Raw genomic sequence first — 23,086 nt, forward strand, 5'->3', positions numbered from 1 at the left:
CCGAACGTCGCCTCCGCGATCGCCCGGGACGTCGCGTACCGGTCAGCACCCTGCAGACGCGTCACCGGAGCGATCTCCTCGAGCGCGGACTCCACGGCCGGGCTGACCGTGCTGTCGCCACCGACGATCACGATCGACTTCGGGTCGAGACGCCCGACCTCGCCGATCACACCGGCCGGGATCGAGCCGGCCTGCGTGAGCAGGATCGGCGCGCCGGCCGCGGTCGCCGCCGGGGCCGCCGACAGCGCGTCGGGGAACGACTCCCCCGAGGCGATGAACACCGTGCCGGCGCCGCCGGGGAAGCCAGCCTTGGACGCGGCCACGGAGGCCGCGTAGCGGTCGGCGCCCGCGATGCGGTCGACGGGGATGGCGATGGTCAGTTCGGCCGTCTGGGTCAGCGCCGATCCCGCACCGACCGCGCTGAGCGCGACCGGGCCGAAAGCGGCGTCCTCGGGGATCGTGACCGTGAAGGACACGGAGCCGTCGGTGCTGATCACCGGGGACGTCGCCGGAGCGCCGCCCAGGGTGAGGGAGACCGACTCGCCGACCCGGAAGCCGGTGCCGGTGACCGTGACGATGTCGCCCGGGTTGACGGTGCCGGCCGAGAGACCGAGCGTGCCCGGGGCGGCGAGCGCCTCGGCGCAGGCGTCGCCCTGCACACCGACCGCCGGAGCGAGCGGCACGGGCTGGCCGCCGACCACGACGCCGTCGTCCTCACGGACCTTGACGTAGGCGAAGGAGTCCCCGATGGTCGAGCCCTCCTGCGTGTTCGAGACGGTGGCACGGAAGTTCGCCGTGGTCGCCGCGCTGGTCGCCGTGTCGCCGTTGGTCGGGACCGACACCGCGATGCAGCGCTGGCCCGGCTGGAAGGTGAGCTTCTGCATCGCGAGGTCGACCTTGCCGTCGGCCGTCCCGACCGCGCTGAAGTACGCGGTGGTGGGGACGTCCTGCACCCGCGAGAGCACGATCGGCACGTCGACGCTTCCGACGCCGTTACCCTCCTCGATGTTCACGTCCGGGATGGACAGGGTCGGGCGGGTCGAGATCTTCGCCGTGCCGATGGTGGCCGGCTTGATCACCGAGAGGTCGGAGAGCAGCACGCCCCCGGCGGCACGGGGAGCGGTGAACCGCACCTCCTGCACGTCGGTCAGGTCGACGCCGGTGAAGGCGGTCAGCGGGACGGCGATCTGCTGCAGCAGCATCTTGCGCAGCGGGGTCGCCGTTCCTGGCAGAACCGTCAGGGCGTCGCCGAACGAGGACGCGGGGACCGCGGCCACCCCGCCCTTGGAGTCGACGAGGGTCACCGTGAGGTCGGTCGACCCCACGACGGTCTCGTCGGGCGTGACGCGGAAGGACAGCTTCTCGAACGCGGTGAAGTCCTTCGCGCCCTCCTTCGTGGGCACGCGCAGCTGACCGGCCGCAGCCGTCGGGCTCGCCGGCGCGGTGTACGTGAAGTGCAGCGACGGGGTCGCGGGCACCGACTGGGCGAAGTTCGCCGGGGTGAAGTCGGGCACCTGCGAGGTCGCCAGCGCCGTGGTCGCACAGGGTGCGAGGGTGCCGGGGACCGGTCGGTTGGCCAGGCTCTCGCAGTAGGCGTACGTCCCCGCCCCGAGCACGCGGACGGTGGAGTCCACGGTGTCGAAGTTGTTGATGTCGCTGCGGAGCGACGCGGGGAGGGAGGCGGACACGCGGATGTCGGCGCGGCCGGCGGAGACCGGCTTCGCGTCGGAGCCGTCGAACATCGGCAGGAACTGGTTCTCGCCGCCCATGGTGAGGCGGAAGAAGCCCGAGATGTAGGCGGTTCCCACGGCGTACTGCTCGTCGTCGGTGAGTCGGGTCGGCGCGGTGCCGTAGCCGCAGACCGGGTTGGTCTGCGTGCGGTCCTGCGCGGCCCAGTCGTCCGAGGTCGAGTAGGGGTACTTGCTCGGCGTCCACGAGGTGTTGAAGAAGTTGTGGTCGGTGCCCATCACCAGGAGCGACGAGCGGAGCACGTCGTCGCCGTAGGCGTGGCGCGAGTCGTCGAAGAAGTGCTGACCCTGGAGGTTCGACACGTCGCCGTCGCAGTAGGGCAGGATGACGGCCATCGGCACGTCCGGCAACGTCATCCGGCCGAAGTCGGTCGGCGCGAGCGGCAGCACCGACTCGATGCCGAAGGGCTCGGGCAGCTCGGCGTTCAGCAGGGCGGCGCGCACGACGCCGTCACCGCCGCGCGAGTGGCCCATGAGTCCGACGTGACCGAGGTCGAGGCGGCCCTTGAGCGCGGCGCTGACACCCGCGGGAGCGGTGCCGGCATCGGCCTCCTTGAGCACCTGCAGGTGGTCGAGCACGAGCTGGCCGCGGGCGACCGCGCCGTTGTCGTCGGAGAGCGTGCCGTCCAGCGCGTTGATCGCGTTGGCCGAGATCGACACGACGGCGTAGCCCTGGCTGGCGAGCGCCTCGGCCGAGGCGTTGTAGCCGAGGTAGCTGTCGATGTCGACCTGGTCGGGGTTGCAGGGCCAGGAGGCGGGGTTGCGGGTTCCGCCCGAGCAGGAGGTGTGCCGGCCGTGCAGGAACATCACGACCGGGCGTTCGCCCGTCGCGCCGACCGGCATGAACACGGCGGCGCGCATCTCGCCCTTGCGGCCGAAGCCGCGGATGTCCTCGGCCTCGTCCCCGAGGTCGTAGTCGGCCCGCTCGACCGCGTACTGGCCGTGGGTGGCGGGGTCGTCGGCGAGCACGGGGGCGGCGAGGGTCTGCGCCGAACCGGCGCCCTCACCGGTTCCGGCGCCCGAGGCGGCTCCGGCGTCGACCGGGGAGGCCGGGTCGCCCTCGCCGTCCCAGCCCTGGAGCACCGAGGTGGCGGAGGCGGCGGCCGGGTCGGAGGTCGTGACGGTCAGGGTCAGTCCGTCCAGGGATTCCTGGGCGATGCCGAGCTCGACCCCGTCGGCCCACAGCGTCGGCGCGGCTCCGCGCAGCTCGATCGGCTCGGCGAGGGTCTTGGTGACCTGGTAGCCGCCCGGCACGGGCACGACGCTCCAGTCGGAGCCCTGGGTGACGACGACGTCCTGGGTCACCGCGGGGGCGGCGAAGGCGGGCGTCGTCGCTAGGACGGGTGTGGCGGCGAGACAGAGGGCGGTCGCGAGCGCGAGCCGTCGCCATGGTCGGAAGGAGGGGGACACAGTGCTCCTCAGCGATAGGGATTCGGATGTCCCGCCGCCTGGCACCCGTGAAGGAGCCCCACACTCCGGTACGTGCCCGACGGTGGGTGACTCCGAACCTATCGAGGGATCAATTCTCCGGCTGTCGATTTAATCGAAGCGAAACCGGGGAAACAAAGTTGTTACACAACTGCGCTCGCGCGCCGCTCCGCCTCGTCGACCACGTTCTTCACCAGCATCGCCCTGGTCATCGGCCCCACGCCTCCGGGAACCGGTGACAGGAAGGCCGCCACCTCGGCGACCCCGGGATCGACGTCGCCGACCAGGCGCGCCTTGCCGGTCTCCGTGTCGACCACCCGCGTGATGCCCACGTCGAGCACCGCCGCACCCGGCTTCACCCAGTCGGCCTTGATCAGACCAGGCACGCCCACCGCGGCGACCACCACATCCGCCCGCCGCACCTCGGCGGCCAGGTCGGTCGTACGCGAGTGCGTCAGGGTGACCGTCGCATCCACGCCCTTGCGGGTGAGGAGGAGGCCCAGCGGGCGACCGACCGTGAGACCACGGCCGACGACGACCACGTGCTTGCCGCTCAGCTCGACGCCGTAGCGGGTGAGCATCTCGACGATGCCGGCCGGCGTGCACGGCAGCGGGGAGTCGAGCTCGCCCTCGACACCGAGCACCAGGCGCCCGAGGTTGGTCGGGTGCAGGCCGTCGCTGTCTTTGGCCGGGTCGATCAGCTCGAGCATGGCGTTCTCGTCGATGCCCTTCGGCAGCGGCAGCTGCACGATGTAGCCCGTGACCGAGGAGTCGGCGTTCAAGAACGCGATGGCCTCGCGCACGTCGGCCTCGCTGGCGGTGGCCGGCAGGTCGACGCGCACCGATTCGATGCCCACCTCGGCGCAGTCGCGGTGCTTGCCGGCGACGTACGAGATGGATCCCGGGTCCTCCCCGACGAGCAGGGTGCCGAGGCCGGGGACGATGCCGCGGGCGCGCAGCGCAGCCACCCGCTCGGCGATCTCGGACTTGATCGCGGCGGCCGTGGCGACGCCGTCGAGCCTGACGGCTACCACTTCTCGAGCCCCGGGTAGAGCGGGAAGCCGTCGGTGAGCGTGAGCACGCGCGCGCGGAGCGCCTCGACGTCGGGCGCCGGCTGCAGCGCGGTCGCGATGATGTCGGCGACCTCGGTGAACTCGGTGTCGCCGAAACCGCGGGTGGCCAGGGCCGGGGTGCCGATGCGGAGCCCCGAGGTGACCATCGGCGGGCGGGGGTCGAAGGGAACCGAGTTGCGGTTCACGGTGATGCCGACCTCGTGCAGGATGTCTTCGGCCTGCTTGCCGTCGAGCTCGCTGGTGCGCAGGTCGGCGAGCACGAGGTGCACGTCCGTGCCCCCGGTCAGCACGTCGACGCCGGCACGCCGGCTGTCCTGGGCCGTCAGCCGGTCGGCGAGCAGCCGCGCGCCGGAGAGCGTGCGCTCCTGCCGGTCGCGGAACTCCGGGGTCGCGGCGAGCTTGAACGCGGTGGCCTTGGCGGCGATCACGTGCATCAGCGGGCCGCCCTGCTGGCCGGGGAAGACGTTCGAGTTGAGCTTCTTGGCGAGCTCGGTGTCGCGGCTGATGATGAAGCCCGAGCGCGGGCCGCCGATCGTCTTGTGCACTGTGGAGGAGACCACGTCGGCGAAGGGCACGGGCGAGGGATGCACGCCCGCGGCCACGAGACCGGCGAAGTGGGCCATGTCGACCCAGAGCTTCGCGCCGACCTCGTCGGCGATCGCGCGGAAGGCGGCGAAGTCGAGGTGGCGGGGGTAGGCCGACCAGCCGGCGATGATCACCTGCGGCTTGTGCTCGAGCGCCTTGTCGCGCACCACGTCCATGTCGACCAGGAAGGTCTCGGGGTCGACGCCGTAGGACACGGCGTTGTAGAGCTTGCCCGAGAAGTTGAGCTTCATGCCGTGGGTGAGGTGGCCGCCGTGGGCCAGCTCGAGACCGAGGATCGTGTCGCCGGGCGTCGCGATGGCGCTGAGCACCGCCGCGTTCGCGGTGGCACCGGAGTGCGGCTGCACGTTGGCGTACTCAGCGCCGAACAGCGACTTCGCGCGGGCGATCGCCAGCTCTTCGGCGATGTCGACGTACTCGCAGCCGCCGTAGTAGCGGCGGCCGGGGTAGCCCTCGGCGTACTTGTTGGTGAGCACGGAGCCCTGCGACTCCAGGACCGCCCGGGGGACGAAGTTCTCGGAGGCGATCATCTCGAGCGTGCCGCGCTGGCGGCCGAGCTCGAGCTGCAGCACCTCCGCGATCTCGGGATCGACCTCACTGAGGGGCGCAGTGAAGGTGTCGAGGTTGTCGGACATGGCGGGCTCCTTTTCGGCGTGACGGACTCAAGGGTGTCGGGATCCGTATCGACCCAGGCGCGCGGCCGAATCCCTGTCCGTCGCTTCCCGATGGTGACCATCTGAACGCCAGTTGCGACATCCAGAGCCTACCTCAGGAGGGTTCGGACACGCGAGGGTCAGCCGCGCTGCGCCCGGCGGGTGAGCGCCGGCGTGACGGCGAGGAGCCCCAGGCCGAGTGCGAGGGCGATCAGGTAGATCCACGGCAGCGAGCCGAGCCCGAAGGCGTCGAGGAAGAAGCCGCCGACGAGCGCGCCCAGGCCGATGCCGGCGTTGAAGGCGGTGGAGTAGAACGCGCTGGCCGAATCCCGGATCGCCGGTGAGGCCGCGTGCATCAGCCGCGTCGGGAGCAGGGTCGGGATGACGCCGAATGCGATCCCCCAGACGAAGAAGGCGCCGATCGCCACGACGGGCTGAGCCGCGAACAGCGCCAGCAGCAGCACCGAGGCGCCGGTGGCGGCGAGCGCTACCACGAGACCGGTGGTGGGCCGTCGCCCGAACACCGCGCCGGCCGTCAGCACACCGATCGCGCCGGCGATGCCGTAGACCAGCAGGAGCAGACCGACCTGGCCCTCGGGGACCCCCATCTCGCCGATCATGAACGGCGCGATGTAGGTGTAGAAGGAGTAGTTGCCGATCATGACGACGGCGACCAGGATGCAGATCAGGGCGACCACGGGGATCGTCTGGTCGAGCGGGCCGCGGCGTCGCGCCGCACGGATCGAGGCGGTGTCGGTCGACACGTCGAGGTGCTTGCGATGGTCGACCCGCGGCAGCAGCAGCCAGATGAGCACGGCGCCGAGCACGGCGAGCACGCCGATGCCGAGGAACGGCACCCGCCAGCCGAAGGCGTGGCCGACCGTGGTCGCGAGCGGCACGCCGAGCACGAAGGCGAGGGTGCCGCCTCCGGTCGTCATGGCCACGGCGCGGCCGATCTGCTCCTTGGGCACGAGGTGGGCCGAGTAGGCGCCGACGACGCCCCAGAACACCCCGTGGGCCATGCCGCCGATGATGCGCACGACGACGAGGAACTCGAAGCTCGGGGCCAGACCGCCCGCGATGCTCGAGGCCGCGATCGCGACGAGCACGAGCATCAGCAGCGCGTGCCGGGGCACGCGGCGGAACAGGAAGGTGAGCGGAACGCTGGTCAGCACCACCGCGAAGGCGAAGAAGCTGATCAGGAGACCCGTCTGCGACTCGGAGACGCGGAGCGAGGAGCTCATCTCCGGCAGCAAGCCGGTCGGGATCATCTCGGCGGTGACCGAGAGGAACACGGAGACGGCCAGGACGGACAGGCCGCCCCAGGGGAAGGGTCGGTCGACCGGCGTCGTGCCGGTCTGAGGGAAGGAGGTTGTGGTCACAGCAGTGCGCACCATTCGAAGACATCTCGAAATTCGGCGGACAGAGGAGGCTCGAGTGCCGTTCCTGACGACCTGAAGCACGGGCCGACGGAGGAAAGCTGCGCGGCCGGTGACGACTTCGTACATGCCCGTGGCCGAACGATGACCGTGCGACCACTGACTATTGTAGCTGAGGGGATTGCCCCGGCAAGAGGAGATTCGCCATGTCACTGCCGCACAACCACTGGGTGCTCACCTTCGTCTGCCCCGACCTGCCGGGGATCGTGCACGCGGTCAGCGGCGCGGTCGTCACCTCGGGCGGCAACATCACCGAGAGCCAGCAGTTCTCCTCGGCCGACACCGGCCGGTTCTTCATGCGGCTCCAGGTCGAGTCCGAGGCCTCCCGCGAGAGCTTCGAGGAGGCCCTCGCGCCGGTGGTCGAGCGGTACGGGATGACCTGGCGGCTTGACGTGGTCGGCCGCCCGCTGCGCACCCTCGTGCTCGTCTCGACGGCTGCGCACTGCCTCAACGACCTGCTGTTCCGCCAGCGCAACGGCCAGCTGCCGGTCGAGGTGCCGCTGGTGCTCAGCAACCACGGCGTGCTGCGCGATCTGGCCGGCTTCTACGACGTGCCCTTCGAGTCGCTGCCGGTGACGGATGCGGCGTCCAAGGCCGCGTTCGAGGAGCGCGTGATCGAGGCGGTCGACACCTACGACATCGAGCTGGTGGTGCTGGCCCGGTACATGCAGATCATCTCGCCCGAGCTCTGCGAGCGGCTCGCGGGCCGGCTGATCAACATCCACCACTCGTTCCTGCCGGGGTTCAAGGGCGCGAACCCCTACAAGCAGGCGCACGCCCGCGGCGTGAAGCTGATCGGCGCGACGGCGCACTTCGTGACCAGCGACCTCGACGAGGGCCCGATCATCGAGCAGAACGTGGTGCGGGTCGACCACACCCGCACGACGGCCGAGCTGGTCGCGATCGGGCAGGACGAGGAGAGCCGCACGCTCACGCAGGCGGTGAAGTGGTTCGCGGAGGACCGCGTGCTCCTCGACGGAGCCCGCACCATCATCTTCCGCTAGCCCGCCAGCTGTGCGCGGCTGTCCTGCGGGCGCTAGGGACAGACCGTGAGTGACTCGACTGGCACAGCCAGCGTGTTCGGCCCTCCCAGCACCACGACTTTCGTGGCCTGACTCGAGCCGATGTCGAGCAGCACCGGCCGTGGCACGCACGACTTGGGGGTGACGTAGAGGGGCGCGCCGCTCAGACCCGCGGAGACTCCCCCGGCCAGCGCGTCGGGATAGTTCTCACCGCTGGCCAGGTAGATGGTGCTTCGTGTCGTCAAAGTGACCGGGTTACTCTTCGTTCGCGATTGGATCCCGGGTTGTTGGATGACGTCGCGGTTGATAAGCGTGGCCGTCTCGTAACGGTCAGCCCCACCCAGTCTGGTGACCGGTATCCCGGCAGCCTCGACCTGCATTCGGATTCCCTCCGACACCGAGGCCGATCCACCTGCGAGACGAACCGAGGTGAAGGGCCGGGCGAGGAGGAAGGCCATCGTGGCGTCCGGGAGCCGGTCGAGTGCGCCATTGACCAGGAGGACGCTGCGGTTCGCAGCGCCCGCCACTGGGGAGGCGGCAAGGGCGTCGGGATAGTTCAGACCGGAGGCGAGATAGATCGAGGGCCCGGAGTCCGTGGCCTGAGCGAGCTTCAACGACACGTCGTAGCGATCGGCTCCCCCGACACGGGTCACGTTCGTGCCGGGAGCCGAAATCGCGGAGACCTGGTCGATCACACCGTCGGAGATGGTTGCCGGCCCGCCGATGACGATCACCTTGCTCGGCTTCAGTCGCGCCAGTTCTCCCGCGGTCGCGGGAGGCAGCGCCATGCGCGTGGTCAGGAGCAGAGGCGCGTTCGAGGCGATCGCCACGGCTCCCGCGCTCAGCGCGTCGGCGAACGTCTCGCCACTCGCCAGGTAGACCTTGGGCGCGCCGCCCGTGAAACTGCTCTTCGACGCATTCACGGCCGACTCGTATCGGTCGGCACCGCCGATTCGGGTGACGTTCGGCCTGTCCCGGACGAAGAGGGTGCGGTGGCGCTCGATGGTCGCCTCGACGCCCCCGTAGTAGGTGTTCTTTGACGTCACCACGTAGTCCGACGATCCCCGCGCAGTTGGGATTCCGACGAGGGTGTCGGGGTGGGAGGGGTCCGCGACGACGCCCGACGGGAGCGTGCCGGAGATCACGGTCCTCACGATGCCGCTTCCGCGGTCGTTCTCGACGACCGGACCCAGGGGCTCGCCGACGTAGGCGAAGAGGTGCGGTGCCTGCTGGGGGTTCGGGAATCCGGCGCCGGGCGCCTCGTAGTCGCGAGCAATGCGGACGACCTCTGCGGTGTCTTGAGCGGTGTACCAGATCGCGCCGTCCGGGCCCACCGTGAGGTCGCTCGGGCCCCCCGCGTCGGGCAGACCCACCGTCTCCGGGATGCCCGGCACCTGCGAGCGGACGGTGACCTGACGACCCCGCAGTTCGGAGAACCACTGTTCGCCCGGGGCCGGCACGACGACATCGCTGATCAGGGGGAACCCGGGGTCCTGCCACTCGTTGAAGGCCGGCGTGCCATCCAAGTTGACCTTGATGATCCCGCTGCTCGCCGAAACCACGTAGACGCCACCGTCTCCGGCGGTCATGGCGCTGGGGCTGGGGATGCTGATCGATCTCTCGTAGACACCGGTCTCGCTGAACACGACGATCAGGTTCGCGGCAGAGTCAGATACCCAGATCTTCCCGCCGATCGCCTCGATGCTCGTCGGAGACGACACCCCGTGGCCGATCTCGATCAGCCCCTGGAATCCTGTCGGGTTGGCGGACGAACGCATGGCATCGAGCTTGTAGAACGCTCCCGGCTTGATAAACCAGCCCGACCCGTCGCTCGCGACAGCTACCGCGGCAGGGTGCGACGCGACCGGCGGTTCCCACTCTTCGAGCGCACCCTGGGGCGTGATACGCCCGTAGCTGTTGTCGACAGCGGCGACCCACCAGATCGTGCCGTCCGCGCCCGCCGCGAGATCGGTCGGGTTCGCACCCGAGGGGATCGCGTACCGCGTGGTCGTGCCGTCGGTCTGCATACGGACGATGGCATGGCCGTTCGACTCCGCGACCCAGAGGGCCCCGTCGGCGCCCGACACGATTCCGGTCGGCTTCGAGCCGGGGTCGGGCAGGCTGAAGCGCGACTCCTGGCCTGGTTCGAATCCGGCTGCCACGGCTCCCGGTACCGGTATCGCTGCGACGAGCGATCCGACGAGGGCAACAAGCGCGAGGAACACTCCGGATCGCGAGCGGCGGAGAACAGATGCGGACACCTGATCACACTGCCGCCAAAAGGGCCCTCACCACCGTGAGCAATTTCTACTCACGAACCACCAACGGCTAGAAAGCGACGGCGAGGATCAGCGGGCGAGGTGGGCGTCGAGCCAGTCGTAGAGGCGCTCGGCGGTGAGCGCGCGGGCGAGCGGCTGGCAGTGGAGGTTCGCGCCCTCGGCGCGGGTGAAGGGGACGAGGGTCGAGACACCGGGCGTGAGGGCCGCGAGCCGGGCGGACTGGCCGGGCCAGAACTGCTCGTCCTCCGGTGAGGTGATCAGCAGCGGCGTCGTGATCGAGCCGGCGACCTCGGCGACGGTGTAGGCACGGACCGCCTCGATCGTCTCCGCGTAGCCCGTCGTGCCGTAGGGGCGGGCGCGGAAGGTCCAGGTCCGCGCGGTCGACGGCGCGAGCTTCAGCCCGATGGCCATGTCCCGGTCGAACTTCCCGTTCTCCCCCGCATCCAGCAGCCGGGTGAGGCTCTTCGGCAGGTGCCCCGTCCACGAGGTCGAGACGTCGACCACGCCGGGGTCGACGATCGCGGCCGCGAACCGGTGCTCGAACGCGAGTGCCCTGGGCACCCAGTAACCCGCCTGGCTGATGCCGTAGACCGCGACCCGCCGCGCATCCACCCCCGGCTGCAGCAGCAGGAAGTCGAGCACCGGCGTGAGCACGGCCTCGAAGTCGGGGCGAAACACGGTGCCGCGCTCGAAGAGCATCGCCTGCTGACCCGGGCCGTCGAAGACGAGGACGTTGTAGCCGCGCGCCAGGCCGTCGGCCACGAAGGAGGCCCAGAGCGCCGCGAGCGAGCCGTCGCTGCCGTTGACGGCGACGACCGTCGGCCGGAGCACGGCCGCGGCGAGCGCGTCGCCCGCGGGGCGGAACAAGTGACCGGGCAGGGTGGATTCGCCGTAGGGGATCTCGAAGGTCTCGACCGAGACCTCCGTGCTCGCCAGGAACGCGGCCCACGCCGCCTGCTGCTTGCGGAAGGTCGGCAGCAGCCGGTCGCTCGAGGCGAGTCCCGAGACGGCGTTGACGGCGACCCCGTAGTAGTGCGAGGCCCGCAGTGCCGCGGCGGCGGCGCTCACCCGGTGTCCGCCCGCCGCAGCGGCGGCGCTCTGGGCGGCCACCCGGTCGCCGAGCGCGTCCCAGGCGGCGAACCACCCGTCGTGGTCGTTCTTCCCGACCCCGTCGACGGCTTCCAGAACCTCCCCCACGTCGGCCGCGCCGGCCCGGGCCGCACCGAGCACGGTGCGGATCTCGTAGTCGTGATCGGGATTCTCCGAGAATCCCGCGGAGAAAGGGCTGATGGGCTTCGACACGACGGGCCTTCCTTTCACAGCGGCCCAGGCGCCCCGGGCCATCACGGTGCATCCCCGGGGCACCCGATGCATCCCGGTGGATGCGTGTTCTCAGAGTATGACGGGGTCCCAGATCGGCTTCTGCGCGAACGCGTCGCGGTAGTACTCCAGCTCGGTCAGCCGGCTCGCCGCATCCTCGTCGACGATCACGGTCGCCCGGGGGTGCAGCTGGATGGCCGAGGCCGGCACGCTCGCCGTGAGCGGCCCCTCGACGGCCGCCGCCACCGCCTGCGCCTTGCCCGCGCCGAAGGCCAGCAGCACCAGACGCTCGGCGCGCAGGATGGTGCCGAGGCCCTGGGTGATGCTGTGCACGGGCACCTCGTCGATCGAGTCGAAGAACCGGGCGTTGTCCTCCCGGGTCTGCCGGGTGAGCGTCTTCACCCGGGTGAGCGAGGCGAACGAGGAGCCCGGCTCGTTGAAGCCGATGTGACCGTCGGTGCCGATGCCCAGCAGCTGCAGCGCGACCCCGCCCGAGGCCCGGATCGCGTCTTCGTAGCGCTCGCCCGCGGTCTCGATGCCGAGCGGGCGGCCGTCCGGCACGTGGATGCCGGATGCGGTGAGCCGGAGCGGGGTCACGACCTCGCGCTCGATCACCGCGTGGTAGCTCTGCGGGTGGGAGACCGGCAGACCCACGTACTCGTCCAGGGCGAAGCCGCGGACCGCGGAGAGATCCAGGCCCGCCCGGACGCGTTCCGCGAGTGCACGGTACACCGGCAGGGGCGTGTCGCCCGTGGCCAGGCCGAGCACTGCATCCGGTCGCGTGCCGACGAGCCGCTCGATCGCCTCGGCGACCAGTGCTCCGGCCGCCTTCCGGCCGCCGACGACGATCACTTCTGCCACGTGGCCACTCTCTCCTCTCCGGCGTGCGCTCCGGCACGACGAGCCGTGGGGGCTCCGACCAGGGCGGCGCCCACCGCGGCGGCCGGGAAGCCGGCCGGCACGAGCTGCACCCGCGAGTCGAGCTCCAGGGAGGCCAGGAACGGCGACTCCCGCGCCCAGGATGCCAGAACCCGCGCCACCTCGTCGAGGAGCCAGGCCCCGAGGTTGCTGAGACCTCCACCGATCATCACGGTCTCGACGTCGACGGTCAGCACAAGCACCCGCACCGCCGCGGCGACGTTGTCGACCAGCAGCGAGCGGATGGCCACGGCCCGCTCGTCGCCGGCGTCGGCCGCGGCGAGCAGCGAGCGCGCCGGGATCGGGTCGTCGGTGGCCCACTGGCGGGCGATCGCCGACCCGGAGGCCACGGTCTCGAGACAGCCGCGCTGCCCGCAGGCGCAGAGCACACCGCCCGGGTCGACCGGGATGTGCCCGATCTCGCCGGCCGCGCCCCGCGCTCCCCGCCAGAGGGCGCCGTCGATCACCAGACCGGCGGCCAGCCCCGTGCCGAGGTTGAGGTAGGCCATCGAGCGCGGGGCGCCTGCCGGGAGACCCGAGGTCATCAAGTGGTACGCCCCGAGCGCGGCGGCCTTGACGTCGTTCTCGACCTTGACCTCGCGGCCGAGAGCCCGGGCCAGCAGCCCGCCGACCTCGAGCTCGTCGAAACCGAGGTTGACCGCGTGCGAGACGCTGCCCGTCACGACGTCGACCTGGCCCGGGATCCCGATGCCGATCGTCTCGACCTCGGTCGGCGCGAGGCCCACGGCGGCGGCGATCCGGTCCACGCCCTCCAGGGCGGTGCGGATCACGGCCTCGGCTCCGAAGCCGGTCGCGAGCCGGATGCGGTCGACCACCGCTCCGCTCACGTCGACGGCGACCGCATCCGTCTTCGTGCCGCCGATGTCGAGTCCGAGTCTCATGCGCGCACTCCTCGTCGTTCGAGCTCAGCGGCGAACGCTTCGCCGACCAGTGCCGAGGCTCCGTAGGTCGCGATCCCGGCGTAGGCGGGATCCTCCCCGGGCCAGCCGAGGTCGGCCGTGACGACCCGCGGATGCCGGGCGCGGAGGGCGTCGACGAGAGCGACCACCTCGGGCCGCCGCTCATTGTCCTTCCCGACCACCAGGACGTATGCCGTCGCGGGAATGTCCCCGATCCGGTCGCGCCAGTCGTGCTCGGTGACCGGATGCACGGGGAGCTCGGCCGCGGAGCCGCGGAGTGCATCGAACGGCCCCCACGGCACCTCGCCGACGGCGATGTTAGCCACGGTGTCGACGCGCACGATCACCCAGCCGGGGCCCGTCAGGGCATCCGCCGCCTCCTCCGAGACCGCGAAGGTGTCGGCGATGCGATCGGGCGTGACGACGGGGGGTGTGACGACGGCGGGCGTGGCGGCGGCGGGCGTGGCGGCGGCGAGCGTGGCGGCGGGGGGCGTGGCAACGGTCGGCGTGGCAACGGCCGCCTCCGCGTCCGGCGGAGAGGCCTGGGCGATGGCCGCGACCAGCGCACCCTTCCGCCCCTCCGCCTCGAGCAGCCGCTCCCCGTCGAGCTCCCCGGAACCGAGGGCTTCGGCGATCCGGGCGACGATCTCGTCGAGCTGCCCCGCGGTGTTGCGGGTGCCGATGCAGAGCAGATCGCAGCCCGCGGCGAGCGCGCGCACCGCGGCGGCCGGGATGCCGATCTCGCCGCTGGCCCCGACCATGTCGAGGGCGTCGCTCACGACCGCCCCCGTGAACCCGAGTTCCCCGCGCAGCAGGTCGTTGAGGATCCTCCGCGAGAAGGTGGCCGGGTTCTCGGCGTCGACCTGCGGCAGCAGGATTTGGCTGGTCATCACGGTCAGCGCGCCCGCGGCCACGGCAGCCGCGAAGGGCACGAGCTCCCGCTCCCGCAGCGTCTCGAGCGGAACGTCGACGGTCGGCAGCGACAGGTGCGAGTCCTGCGCCGTGTCGCCGTGGCCGGGGAAGTGCTTGATGCTGGCCGCGACCCCCTGGTCCTGCAGGCCGCGCACCCACGCGGCGGCGTGCCGGGCCACCCGCTCGGGGTCGCTGCCGAAGCTCCGGATGCCGATCACCGGGTTGCGCGGGTCGGAGTTGACGTCGACGTCCGGCGCGAAGTCGAGGTCGACGCCGGCCGCGCGGAGTTCGGCGCCGACCGAGGCCGCCACCGCGCGGGTCGCGTCGAGGTCGTCGAGGCGACCCAGCACGGCGTTGCCCGGGAAGGGCGCCCCGCGGTCGTAGTAGAGACGGGTGACGTCGCCGCCCTCCTCGTCGATCGCGATCAGTGCCTCCGGATTCGCGGTGCGGATCGCGGTCGTGAGCTCCCGCAGCTGCTGCCGCGAGACGATGTTCTCGCCGAACAGGCAGACGCCGGCGAGACCCTCTCCGAGCATCCGCTCGACCCAGCCGGGCAGGGTCGCCCCCGCGAAGCCCGGGAGCAGGGTGCCGAGGATGCGGCGTTTCAGCCCCGCGTCGATCACGGCGCTCATCCCTTCACCGCGCCGCTCACGAGACCCGAGGTCATCCGCCCCTGCACCAGCAGGAAGAACACGATCACCGGGATCGCCATCAGGGTCGAGCCGGCCATGATGGCGGCCCAGTTCGTGGTGCCGGTCGCCACCTGGAAGGTGCGCAGCCACACCGGCAGCGTCATCATCTCCGGCCGCGAGTTGACGACCAGGGCGAGCAGGAACTCGTTCCAGGCCTGGATGAAGCCGAACACCCCGGTGGCGACGAGGCCGGGGGCGAGCAGCGGGAAGGTGATGCGCCAGAAGGCGCCGCTGCGGCTGCAGCCGTCGATCATCGCGGCCTCCTCGAGCTCGACCGGCACCCCGTTGACGAAGCCGCGCAGGGTCCAGATCGTGAAGGGCAGAACCGTCGCCACATAGACGAGCGTGAGTCCGGCGATCGTGTTGAGCAGCCCCCAGCCGTCGAGCACCCGGTAGGTCGAGACGATCATCGCCTCGGCGGGGATCATCTGGATGATCAGGATCGCGAAGATGAAGGTCTTGCGGCTCTTGAACCGGTAGCGGGTGACCGCGAGCGAGGCGAGGAAGGCGAAGACCAGGGCGATCACGACCGTCGAGACGGTCACCATCAGCGAGTTGCCGAGCGCCGGGAGGAACTGCGCCCGGGCGGGCTCGAACAGCACGGTCTCGTAGTTGGCGGTGGTCAGCGACTGCGGCACGAAGTTCGGCACGCTGCCGCGGATCTCGTTGTTGGGCTGCAGCGAGGTGTTGACCATCCAGTAGACGGGGAAGACCGAGAACAGGAAGACGATGACGGATGCGACGCCGAGCAGCACGGCGGTCAGGTGCTTGCGGGTCACTGCTCCTCCTCCTTGAGGCTGCGGCGCACGTAGAAGATCGAGATCGCGACCATCAGGATGACCATGATCACCGCGATCGCCCCGCCCGTGCCGTAGTTCCCGCCGCCGATCGAGGTCTGGTAGATGTACACGCCGAGGGTCGAGGTCTGCTCCTTGATGCCGCCGATGCCCTGCAGCGCGAAGATCTGGGTGAAGACCCGCAGATCCCAGATCACCTGCAGGATGATCACGACCACGAAGATCGAGCGCAGGTACGGGAACACCACGAGCCGGAAGCGCTGGAACGCGCCGGCACCGTCGAGCTGGGCCGCCTCCAGCACCTCCTCGGGCACCTGGGTGAGCCCGGCGTAGATCGTGAAGGCCACGAAGGGCACGGCACCCCAGGTCACGATGATCGTCGCGACGACGAAGAAGCTGAACGGGTCGATCAGCCAGGAGTGGTTCGAGAAGTCCTGCCCCGAGACCGCCTCCATCAGGTAGTTGACGACGCCGTACTGGGTGTCGAACATCCAGCCCCAGACGATCGTGGCGGTGAGCGCCGGCATCGCCCAGGCGAGCAGCAGGCCGACCGAGACGAGCACCTTGAAGAAGCGGTTCACCCGGTTCATCAGCAGGGCCACGAGCGTGCCGAGCACCATCGCCGTGATCACGTTGGCCAGGCAGAACAGCAGGCTCCGGCCGAGCACGGCCCAGAACTGCGGGTCGCCGAGCACGCGGGTGTAGTTGTCGAAGCCGATGAACGGCGCGGGGGCCCCGAAGACCTGGGCCCGGCCGAACTCCTGGAACGACATCACGAACAGCTGCACCAGCGGCCAGCCGATCACCGCGATCAGGATGAGGCAGGCCGGTACGAGCAGCACCAACGGTGTGAAGCGCCCGGCCTTCGCCCGCGATCCGCCCCTCTTCTTCTTCGATCCCGGCCCGAGCGGCAGCTCTTGCACGCCTCCGGACTCGTGTTCCCTGACCAGCAGGACGGACGAGGTCATGTCTTGGTACTCCCACTACGATTGCGGTGTGCCTCTCACCTTCCTAGGGCGATGGGCATCTGGGCTGACGGTGGCCGATGGCCGTGTTCGCGCGCGGCGCACCGGCCACCGTCAGGTGAACGGCCCTCCTACGAGTTGAGGATGCCGTCGATCTTCTGATCCAGCGCCGTCGCGAGCTGCTCGACGTCACCGCCCTGGGCGATGCCGACGAAGAAGTCCTGCAGCGCTCCGGAGGCCTCGACATCGGCCCACTTGGGCGAGGCGGGGGTCAGCTTCGCGTTGGCCGCGGCCTCCGCGATCGCCTTCGCCACGTCGTCCGTGCCGAGGGTCGAGGCGAGCGAGATCTTCGCCGGCACGAGGCCGTTCTCGCCGAGGATCGTCTGGTACTCGTCGCTCAGCATGATCTTCAGGGCGTCGGTCGCGAGGTCCGGATGGGCCGAGTTCGCCGAGACGGCGATGTTCGAGCCGCCCGCGAACACGTGCGCCGCTCCGCCGTCCTTGCCCGGCAGGGCGTAGACGCCGAGGTTGGCCTCCTGATCGGGGCAGCCGGGCGCGGCCGAGTCGGCGGGGGCGAGGATCGAGCCCTTCACCCAGCTCGGCGCCGAGAGGTTCGCCACGACACCCTCGCAGAAGGGCACCTGCGGGTCGGTCTCGTTGCCGTCCTTGGCGGCGACCGAGGCCTGGGTCATCACCTCCTGCACCTGCTTCAGGCCGGCGATCGACTCGGGGCTGGAGAAGGTGGAGGTCCACTTCCCGCCGTCCTCCGTCGCGATCTCGCCGCCGTTCTCCCAGATGTAGGGCAGGGCGTTGTACCAGTCCTGGCCGGGGAAGTAGATGCCCGAGACGCCGGGGTTCGCCTTCGCGAGCGCCACCCCGTTCGAGACGTACTGGTCGAGCGTGGTGGGCACGGTCAGCCCGGCGTTCGCCAGCAGGTCCTTCTTGTAGAACACCAGGCGGGCGCCGGAGTAGTAGGGAGCGGCGTAGAGCTTGCCGTCGTAGGAGCCGGCCTCCACGAAGCCGGGGAGCAGGTCGTCGCCGCCGAGCTCCTGCTGGATGCCGCTCAGGTCGGCGAACGCACCGGCCGAGGTGAAGGCCGCGGCCTGCGTGTTGCCCACCTCCACGACGTCGGGGCTGTCCGAGCCGGAGAGGTTCGTCGTCAGCTTGTCGACGAGCCCGGTCCAGGCCTGCTCCTCGATCGTCAGCGTCGAACCGGGGTGCTCCTTCTCGAACGTCGTCTTCAGGTACTCGCGCGCAGCATCCGGGGTGTCGGTGCCGTTCAGCCAGACCCGCAGCGCGGCGGTCTCGCCGCTGCCTCCGGAGTCGCCGCCGGACGAGCCGCCGGCACAGCCGGCGAGCGCGAGCGCGGACACGATGCCGAGGGCGGTGACCGCGAGTGCTTTCCTTCTCATTGTTCGTACCTTTCCTAGGGCGATGGATGCCAGCTGGGCACTGGCCTCTCGGTGCGAGGATCCGCGGCGTGGCCGCTACGAGACCCCGAGTTGTCCGGACAGGACCATGACGGCCGCGCCGCGCAGGACGATGTCCTGCCCGAGCGTGGTCATCCGCAGCGTCAGATCGCCGTGGAACTCGGCCATCGTGCGCGCGCGCAGTGTCTCGACGGTGGCCGCGGCCAGTGGTCCGTCGAGCAGATCGGTGGGGCCGCTCAGGATGACCTCGCTGAGGTCGAGCGCGCCGACGACGGGTGCGAGGGCGATGCCCAACCGCTCCCCCGCCTCGGTGAGCACCCGCTCGCGGTCGGCATCCGGCAGCTCGTCGAGCCGCTTCATCAGGTTCGGGATGCTGAGCCAGGTCTCGAGGCACCCGCGCTTGCCGCAGGCGCAGACCGCCCCGCCGTCGGTGCCCACGACGACATGGCCGATCTCTCCCGCGGCGAAGCGGCTGCCGAACAGCGGCGTGCCGCCGAGCAGCAGGCCGGCGCCGACACCGTGGCCGATCGTGATCAGCATCGCGTCGCCGGCGGCGCCGCCGAAACCGTGCTCGGCGAGCACGGCGGCGTTCGCGTCGTTGGCGACGACGACCGGCAGACCGAACTGGGTGGCGAGGATGCTCTGCAACGGCATCCCGTTCCAGCCGAGGTTCGGGGCCGAGAGCACGACGCCGGCCAGGTCGACGACGCCGGGCGAGCCCACTCCGATGCCGAGCACCGGGGCCTGGGCCTGGTCGACGAGGGAGCGGGCGAGGGCGACGACCTTCTCGACGGCCTCATCGCCCGTGCTGCCGGCCAGCTCGACCTCGGCCCGGGCGCTGATCGTGCCGTCGAGGTCGAGGAGAGCGCCCGAGAAGGTCGAGTGCTCGGAGAGGTCGAGGCCCACGATCACGAAGGCCGAGCGGTCGAGGTCGAGCAGGGTGGCGGGCTTGCCGGGCCGGGAGTCCTCGCGCTGGCCGAGCTCGACGACGAGCCCGTCGGCCATCAGCTCGGCGACCAGGGCCGAGACGGTCACCCGGGTGAGGCCGGTCTCGCGGGCGATGTCGGCGCGGCTGCGCGATCCCTCGCGGTAGAGCGTCTGGAGCACCAGCGAGCGGTTGTGGCTGCGGGCGTGCTCGGGCAGCACCTTCGACGAGGGCCGGAGCGCCCGTCGCGGGGTACCCGTTCGGCCTCCGGCCGGGGCTTTTCCGTGTGCGAAGCCCTGAACCGTCGTCGGTGCGACCGAGTCGGTGGGGGAAGGGCTTCGCTGCACTTCCGCTGCAGTCATGTTTGTTAGTAAAGCGTACGAACATACTCGGATCAAGAGGTCTCACGGATTCGTGCGCACTCTTTACAAACCCGTAACACGGCCGTCCGGAGGATCTACCATTGCAGGGTGTCCGATACCACCGAAGAAACCCGCAGCCAGAAGTTCGGCGTCAACGACGTGCTCCGTCTCGTCGTGGAGCTGTTCGCCTTCTTCACCTTCGCCTTCTGGGGCTTCGTGGCCTGGCCGTTCCCGTGGAACTTCGCGTTCGGCATCCTGGCCCCCGTCTTCGCGATCGTGGTGTGGGCGTTGTTCCGCTCGCCCCGGGCCGTCTTCCACATCGACGCCTTCGGCAAGGCGCTCGTCGAGATCGTGATCATGGGCTCGGCCGCCCTGGCCTGGCTGATGCTCGGTCAGCCGATCGTCGCGCTGGTCTTCGGCGTGGTCGCGGTGGTCACCGGCGTGATCGCCGGGCGCAAGGAACTGCGGTGACCAGGCACGCCTCGCTCCTCCTGCACGGCGCTACGAAGCTCGACGCCGACGGGGTCGTCGACGACTTCTGGATCCTCGTCGCGGGAGATCGGATCGCCGAGACCGGCACCGGGGAGTCGTGGCGGAGCCTGGCGGCCGAGATCAGCATGCTGGGCGGCGGCGGGCTCGAGGTCTTCGACGTCGAAGGCGCCTTCCTCACCCCCGGCTTCATCGACCTGCACGTGCACGGCGGCGGGGGCGGCTCGTTCGACGAGGGGGCCGAGGGCATCCGCACCGCGCTGGCCTTCCACCGCGCGCACGGCACCACCCGTTCGGCGATCTCGCTCGTCGCCGCCCCGCTGCCGGCGCTGACCGAGAGCCTCGCGCTCATCGCCTCGCTCGCCGAGGCCGACCCGCTGGTGCTCGGCGCCCACCTCGAGGGGCCGTTCCTGGCTCCGTCGCGGCGCGGGGCGCACGATCCCTCCGCGCTGATCGATCCCCGTCCCGAGACCGTCGCCTCCCTGATCGCTGCGGCCCGGGGGCGGCTCACTCAGGTGACCCTCGCCCCCGAGCTGCCGGGCGCGCTCGACGCGATCGGCGCGTTCACCGCGGCCGGCTCGATCGTGGCGGTCGGGCACACGGATACCGACCTCGAGCAGACCCGCGCCGCCTTCGACCGCGGGGCGCGTCTGCTGACGCACGCCTTCAACGCGATGCGCGGCATCCACCATCGCGACCCGGGGCCGGTGATGGCGGCGCTCGACGACGAGCGGATCGCGCTCGAACTGATCGCGGACGGCGTGCACGTGCACCCGTCGATGATCGAGCTGGCGTTCCGGAGCGCGCCGGGCCGGGTGGTGCTGGTGACCGACGCGATGGCGGCGGCTGGCTCGGCCGATGGCGCGTACCGGCTGGGGACGCGCGACGTGACGGTCACCGAGGGGCGCGCGACGCTGCCCGACGGCACGATCGCGGGGTCGACGCTGACGCAGGAGGCGGCGCTGCGCGGGGCGATGGCCGCCGGGGTCGGTGCGCCGGAGGCCGTGGCGGCGCTGACGGCGGCTCCGGCGCGGGTGCTGGGGCGTTCGCACGAGCTCGGGTACCTGCGGCGCGGGCACCTCGCCGACCTCGTGGTGCTCGACGAGGGGTATGCGGTGCAGGCGGTGTTCGCGGCGGGGGCGCGGGTGGTCGAGGGCGCGTAGTGCGCCCGCACACCCCGACTGTCGCCGACCCGTCAGTTCTTGTCGCTATCGGGCGGTCTTAGCGGCAACAAGTGACGGGTCGACGACAGTCGGGGGCGGGCCGGGCGTGGGCGGCCCGGGGTTCGATGACAGTCGGGGGCGGGCCGGGCGTGGGCGGCCCGGGGTTCGATGACAGTCGGGGGCGGGCCGGGCGGGGGCGGTCAGCGCTCGAGCAGCACGATGCCGTCGGTGGTGTCGAGCAGGCGGTAGCCCGAGCGCTCGGCCTCGGCGACGAGGTCGGCGAGCGCCGCTCCGCCCACGGGGTACTGCTGGGCGATCGAGGTGTCGGCGACCACGAAGTCGGGGCGGGTGGCGTCGAGCGGCAGGATGCCGAGGAGGCTCACCTCCGCCCGAGCCGTCAGCTGCGGGGCCAGCGAGTTCGAGGCGGCGACCGTGCTGCCGTTCGGGATGCGGTCGAGGATGCGCCGGGCCGCCTCGGCGTGCGGTGACGGCGCCCAGAACGCCGGCGACACCAGGGCGGCCAGCGGCGAGGCCGGCAGCAGCGCGATGGTGAGGGCGAGGCTCGCGACCAGGGCGAGGCCGAAGCGGGTGGGGGCGGTTCGGGCGGGGGCGGTCAGGGCCAGAGCGGCGCGGGTGGGGTGCGGGCTCCATGACCCGCGGGAGGGACGGAGGGTTGCGGGGTCGGCGGCTTCCGACGGATGCTCGCTCCGTCGGAGCCGGATCAGCCCGTCGATGAAGGCCGCCGTCACGATCGGCACGAGCACCGCGTCGTAGTGGAACGAGGTGCCCCAGTAGTTCGGGTTGTCCGACAGGAACCGCCAGGCGAGGGTCGGGAGCGCGGCGAGCACGAGCGGCGACCGCAGCGCGACGAACGCGGTGGGGAGCAGCAGGGCCACGATCGTGCCGGTGCGGGTGTCGTCGGTGAGCAGGGTCGCGAGCTGGTGGGCCGCCGAGGCGGGGGTGAGCTGTCCGGTGTAGCTGTTGCCTCCCGCCGGGTTGACGGCGGGGATGACGATCATCGTCTCGATCGCGGTGGCGGCGGCACCGAACGCGGCCGTGGCGATTCCGAGGACGCGACCCCGTGCATCCGTTCGCCAGGCCCGGGCGGCGATGAGCAGGCCGATGGCGGCGACGGTGAGTCCGAGGTCTTCTTTGACGAGCACCAGCGGGGCCGCCCAGAGTGCGGCGGTGCGGAGCCGGCCACGGCCGAGGGCGGTGAGAGAGAAGGCCAGCAGCGTCACCGCGAAGGCGATCTCGTGGAAGTCGAAGGCGGCGGCGTGGGCGAGTCCGCCGGCGAGCCCGTAGACGGTGGCGACGATCATCGCCGCGACGAGCCCGAGGCGGCGGGCGGCCCAGCCGGCCAGCGGCACGACTCCGAGGCAGAGCAGCACGGCCTGCCCGACGAGGAGGGTCTCGGGGCCCGGATGCACGAGGTAGAACGGCGCGAGCAGCGAGACGATCGGCGAGAAGTGGTCGCCGAGAAGGGGGTAGTCGATGCCCTTGAGCAGGGAGGTGGGGAGGTGGCCGGCGGCGTAGGAGCGCACCTCCTGCTCGAAGATGCCGAGGTCGTAGCCCGTGGTGAGCAGGTGGGCGTGCCGCTGGAGGGCCAGCGCCGAGAACAGCACGGCGAGGGCGAGGGCGGCGGCCCATGGGAGCGCGGCGGCTCCGTCGGAGTGACGGTGGCGGGCTCGGCGCTGCGGCCTGCGCCCCCGGCGGGGGTCGCCGGAGGCCGTAGGAGGGCCCCCGTCGCTCGGGGTCCGCTGACCGATGAGGTCGGCCAGACCGACGGAGTGCGGGGCCGGGGCCGGGGCGCCGGCGTGCAGTGCAAGGGCCGGAGCCGGAGCGCCGACGGACGGTGCCGGGGCCGGGGCGCCCGCGTGCAGTGCCGCGGCCGGGGCGCCGGCGGGCGCCCCGAGGGCGGGCGGCGGGGTGCGGTACGACATGGGGC

General features: G+C 71.2%; 17 protein-coding genes and 1 riboswitch. Of the genes, 3 read left to right on the forward strand and 14 right to left on the reverse strand.

Annotation, left to right across the window (positions count from 1 at the left end):
- The 4 genes from AC59HU_RS13430 to AC59HU_RS13445 form a co-directional block, all read right to left on the reverse strand.
- On the reverse strand, nucleotides 1–3,158 hold a 3,158-nt coding region (locus AC59HU_RS13430; RefSeq protein ID WP_497223939.1), incomplete at its 3' end, for a cell wall-binding repeat-containing protein.
- Between the two features lie 161 nt (nucleotides 3,159–3,319).
- Nucleotides 3,320–4,210: a bifunctional methylenetetrahydrofolate dehydrogenase/methenyltetrahydrofolate cyclohydrolase gene (locus AC59HU_RS13435; RefSeq protein ID WP_497223940.1), complete on the reverse strand. Its 891-nt coding sequence runs from the start codon at nucleotides 4,208–4,210 to the stop codon at nucleotides 3,320–3,322.
- On the reverse strand, nucleotides 4,204–5,487 hold the full coding sequence (gene glyA, locus AC59HU_RS13440; RefSeq protein ID WP_497223941.1) for a serine hydroxymethyltransferase: 1,284 nt from the start codon (nucleotides 5,485–5,487) through the stop codon (nucleotides 4,204–4,206). The genes AC59HU_RS13435 and glyA overlap by 7 nt, the downstream gene beginning before the upstream one ends.
- Nucleotides 5,488–5,531: 44 nt before the next feature.
- Nucleotides 5,532–5,613, reverse strand: a riboswitch (ZMP/ZTP riboswitch).
- 32 nt (nucleotides 5,614–5,645) lie between these two features.
- Nucleotides 5,646–6,887 carry an MFS transporter gene (locus tag AC59HU_RS13445; protein WP_497223942.1) on the reverse strand — a complete coding sequence of 414 codons (1,242 nt, stop codon included), beginning with the start codon at nucleotides 6,885–6,887 and terminating at the stop codon, nucleotides 5,646–5,648.
- Between the two features lie 203 nt (nucleotides 6,888–7,090).
- Here AC59HU_RS13445 and purU point away from each other — a divergent pair, with 203 nt between their 5' ends.
- The gene (purU, locus tag AC59HU_RS13450) at nucleotides 7,091–7,948 is read left to right on the forward strand and encodes a formyltetrahydrofolate deformylase (RefSeq protein WP_497223943.1); all 858 of its coding nucleotides are present in this window, start codon (nucleotides 7,091–7,093) and stop codon (nucleotides 7,946–7,948) included.
- Between the two features lie 32 nt (nucleotides 7,949–7,980).
- Here the strand turns inward: purU and AC59HU_RS13455 are convergent, their stop codons facing one another.
- From AC59HU_RS13455 to AC59HU_RS13495, 9 genes are all read right to left on the reverse strand, one after another.
- Nucleotides 7,981–10,128: a cell wall-binding repeat-containing protein gene (locus AC59HU_RS13455; protein ID WP_497223944.1), complete on the reverse strand. Its 2,148-nt coding sequence runs from the start codon at nucleotides 10,126–10,128 to the stop codon at nucleotides 7,981–7,983.
- A gap of 186 nt (nucleotides 10,129–10,314) precedes the next feature.
- A complete protein-coding gene (locus AC59HU_RS13460; RefSeq protein WP_497223945.1) occupies nucleotides 10,315–11,547 on the reverse strand; it encodes an alpha/beta hydrolase family protein in 1,233 nt (410 codons plus the stop codon).
- A 90-nt stretch (nucleotides 11,548–11,637) separates the two neighbouring features.
- Entirely contained in the window at nucleotides 11,638–12,426 is a 789-nt protein-coding gene (locus AC59HU_RS13465; RefSeq protein ID WP_497223946.1) for a glucosamine-6-phosphate deaminase, read from the reverse strand.
- The gene (locus tag AC59HU_RS13470; protein WP_497223947.1) at nucleotides 12,414–13,385 is read right to left on the reverse strand and encodes an ROK family protein; all 972 of its coding nucleotides are present in this window, start codon (nucleotides 13,383–13,385) and stop codon (nucleotides 12,414–12,416) included. Before AC59HU_RS13470 ends, AC59HU_RS13465 begins: the two co-directional genes overlap by 13 nt.
- Nucleotides 13,382–14,947 (reverse strand): beta-N-acetylhexosaminidase, encoded by a 1,566-nt coding sequence (gene nagZ / locus AC59HU_RS13475; RefSeq protein ID WP_497223948.1) that lies wholly within the window; start codon nucleotides 14,945–14,947, stop codon nucleotides 13,382–13,384. The genes AC59HU_RS13470 and nagZ overlap by 4 nt, the downstream gene beginning before the upstream one ends.
- Nucleotides 14,944–15,786 (reverse strand): carbohydrate ABC transporter permease, encoded by an 843-nt coding sequence (locus AC59HU_RS13480; protein WP_497223949.1) that lies wholly within the window; start codon nucleotides 15,784–15,786, stop codon nucleotides 14,944–14,946. The genes nagZ and AC59HU_RS13480 overlap by 4 nt, the downstream gene beginning before the upstream one ends.
- On the reverse strand, nucleotides 15,783–16,772 hold the full coding sequence (locus AC59HU_RS13485; protein WP_497223950.1) for a carbohydrate ABC transporter permease: 990 nt from the start codon (nucleotides 16,770–16,772) through the stop codon (nucleotides 15,783–15,785). Before AC59HU_RS13485 ends, AC59HU_RS13480 begins: the two co-directional genes overlap by 4 nt.
- A 128-nt stretch (nucleotides 16,773–16,900) precedes the next feature.
- On the reverse strand, nucleotides 16,901–18,181 hold the full coding sequence (locus AC59HU_RS13490; protein ID WP_497223951.1) for an extracellular solute-binding protein: 1,281 nt from the start codon (nucleotides 18,179–18,181) through the stop codon (nucleotides 16,901–16,903).
- A gap of 75 nt (nucleotides 18,182–18,256) precedes the next feature.
- Nucleotides 18,257–19,486 carry an ROK family transcriptional regulator gene (locus tag AC59HU_RS13495; protein ID WP_497223952.1) on the reverse strand — a complete coding sequence of 410 codons (1,230 nt, stop codon included), beginning with the start codon at nucleotides 19,484–19,486 and terminating at the stop codon, nucleotides 18,257–18,259.
- 108 nt (nucleotides 19,487–19,594) lie between these two features.
- Between AC59HU_RS13495 and AC59HU_RS13500 the strand changes: the two genes are divergently transcribed.
- Nucleotides 19,595–19,957: a YrdB family protein gene (locus AC59HU_RS13500; protein WP_497223953.1), complete on the forward strand. Its 363-nt coding sequence runs from the start codon at nucleotides 19,595–19,597 to the stop codon at nucleotides 19,955–19,957.
- On the forward strand, nucleotides 19,954–21,138 hold the full coding sequence (gene nagA / locus AC59HU_RS13505) for an N-acetylglucosamine-6-phosphate deacetylase (protein ID WP_497223954.1): 1,185 nt from the start codon (nucleotides 19,954–19,956) through the stop codon (nucleotides 21,136–21,138). The genes AC59HU_RS13500 and nagA overlap by 4 nt, the downstream gene beginning before the upstream one ends.
- A 200-nt stretch (nucleotides 21,139–21,338) precedes the next feature.
- Here nagA and AC59HU_RS13510 read toward each other — a convergent pair whose 3' ends face one another.
- On the reverse strand, nucleotides 21,339–23,081 hold the full coding sequence (locus AC59HU_RS13510) for a DUF2079 domain-containing protein (RefSeq protein WP_497223955.1): 1,743 nt from the start codon (nucleotides 23,079–23,081) through the stop codon (nucleotides 21,339–21,341).
- Nucleotides 23,082–23,086 lie beyond the last annotated feature (5 nt).

This window comes from Herbiconiux sp. 320_LB (assembly GCF_059691755.1).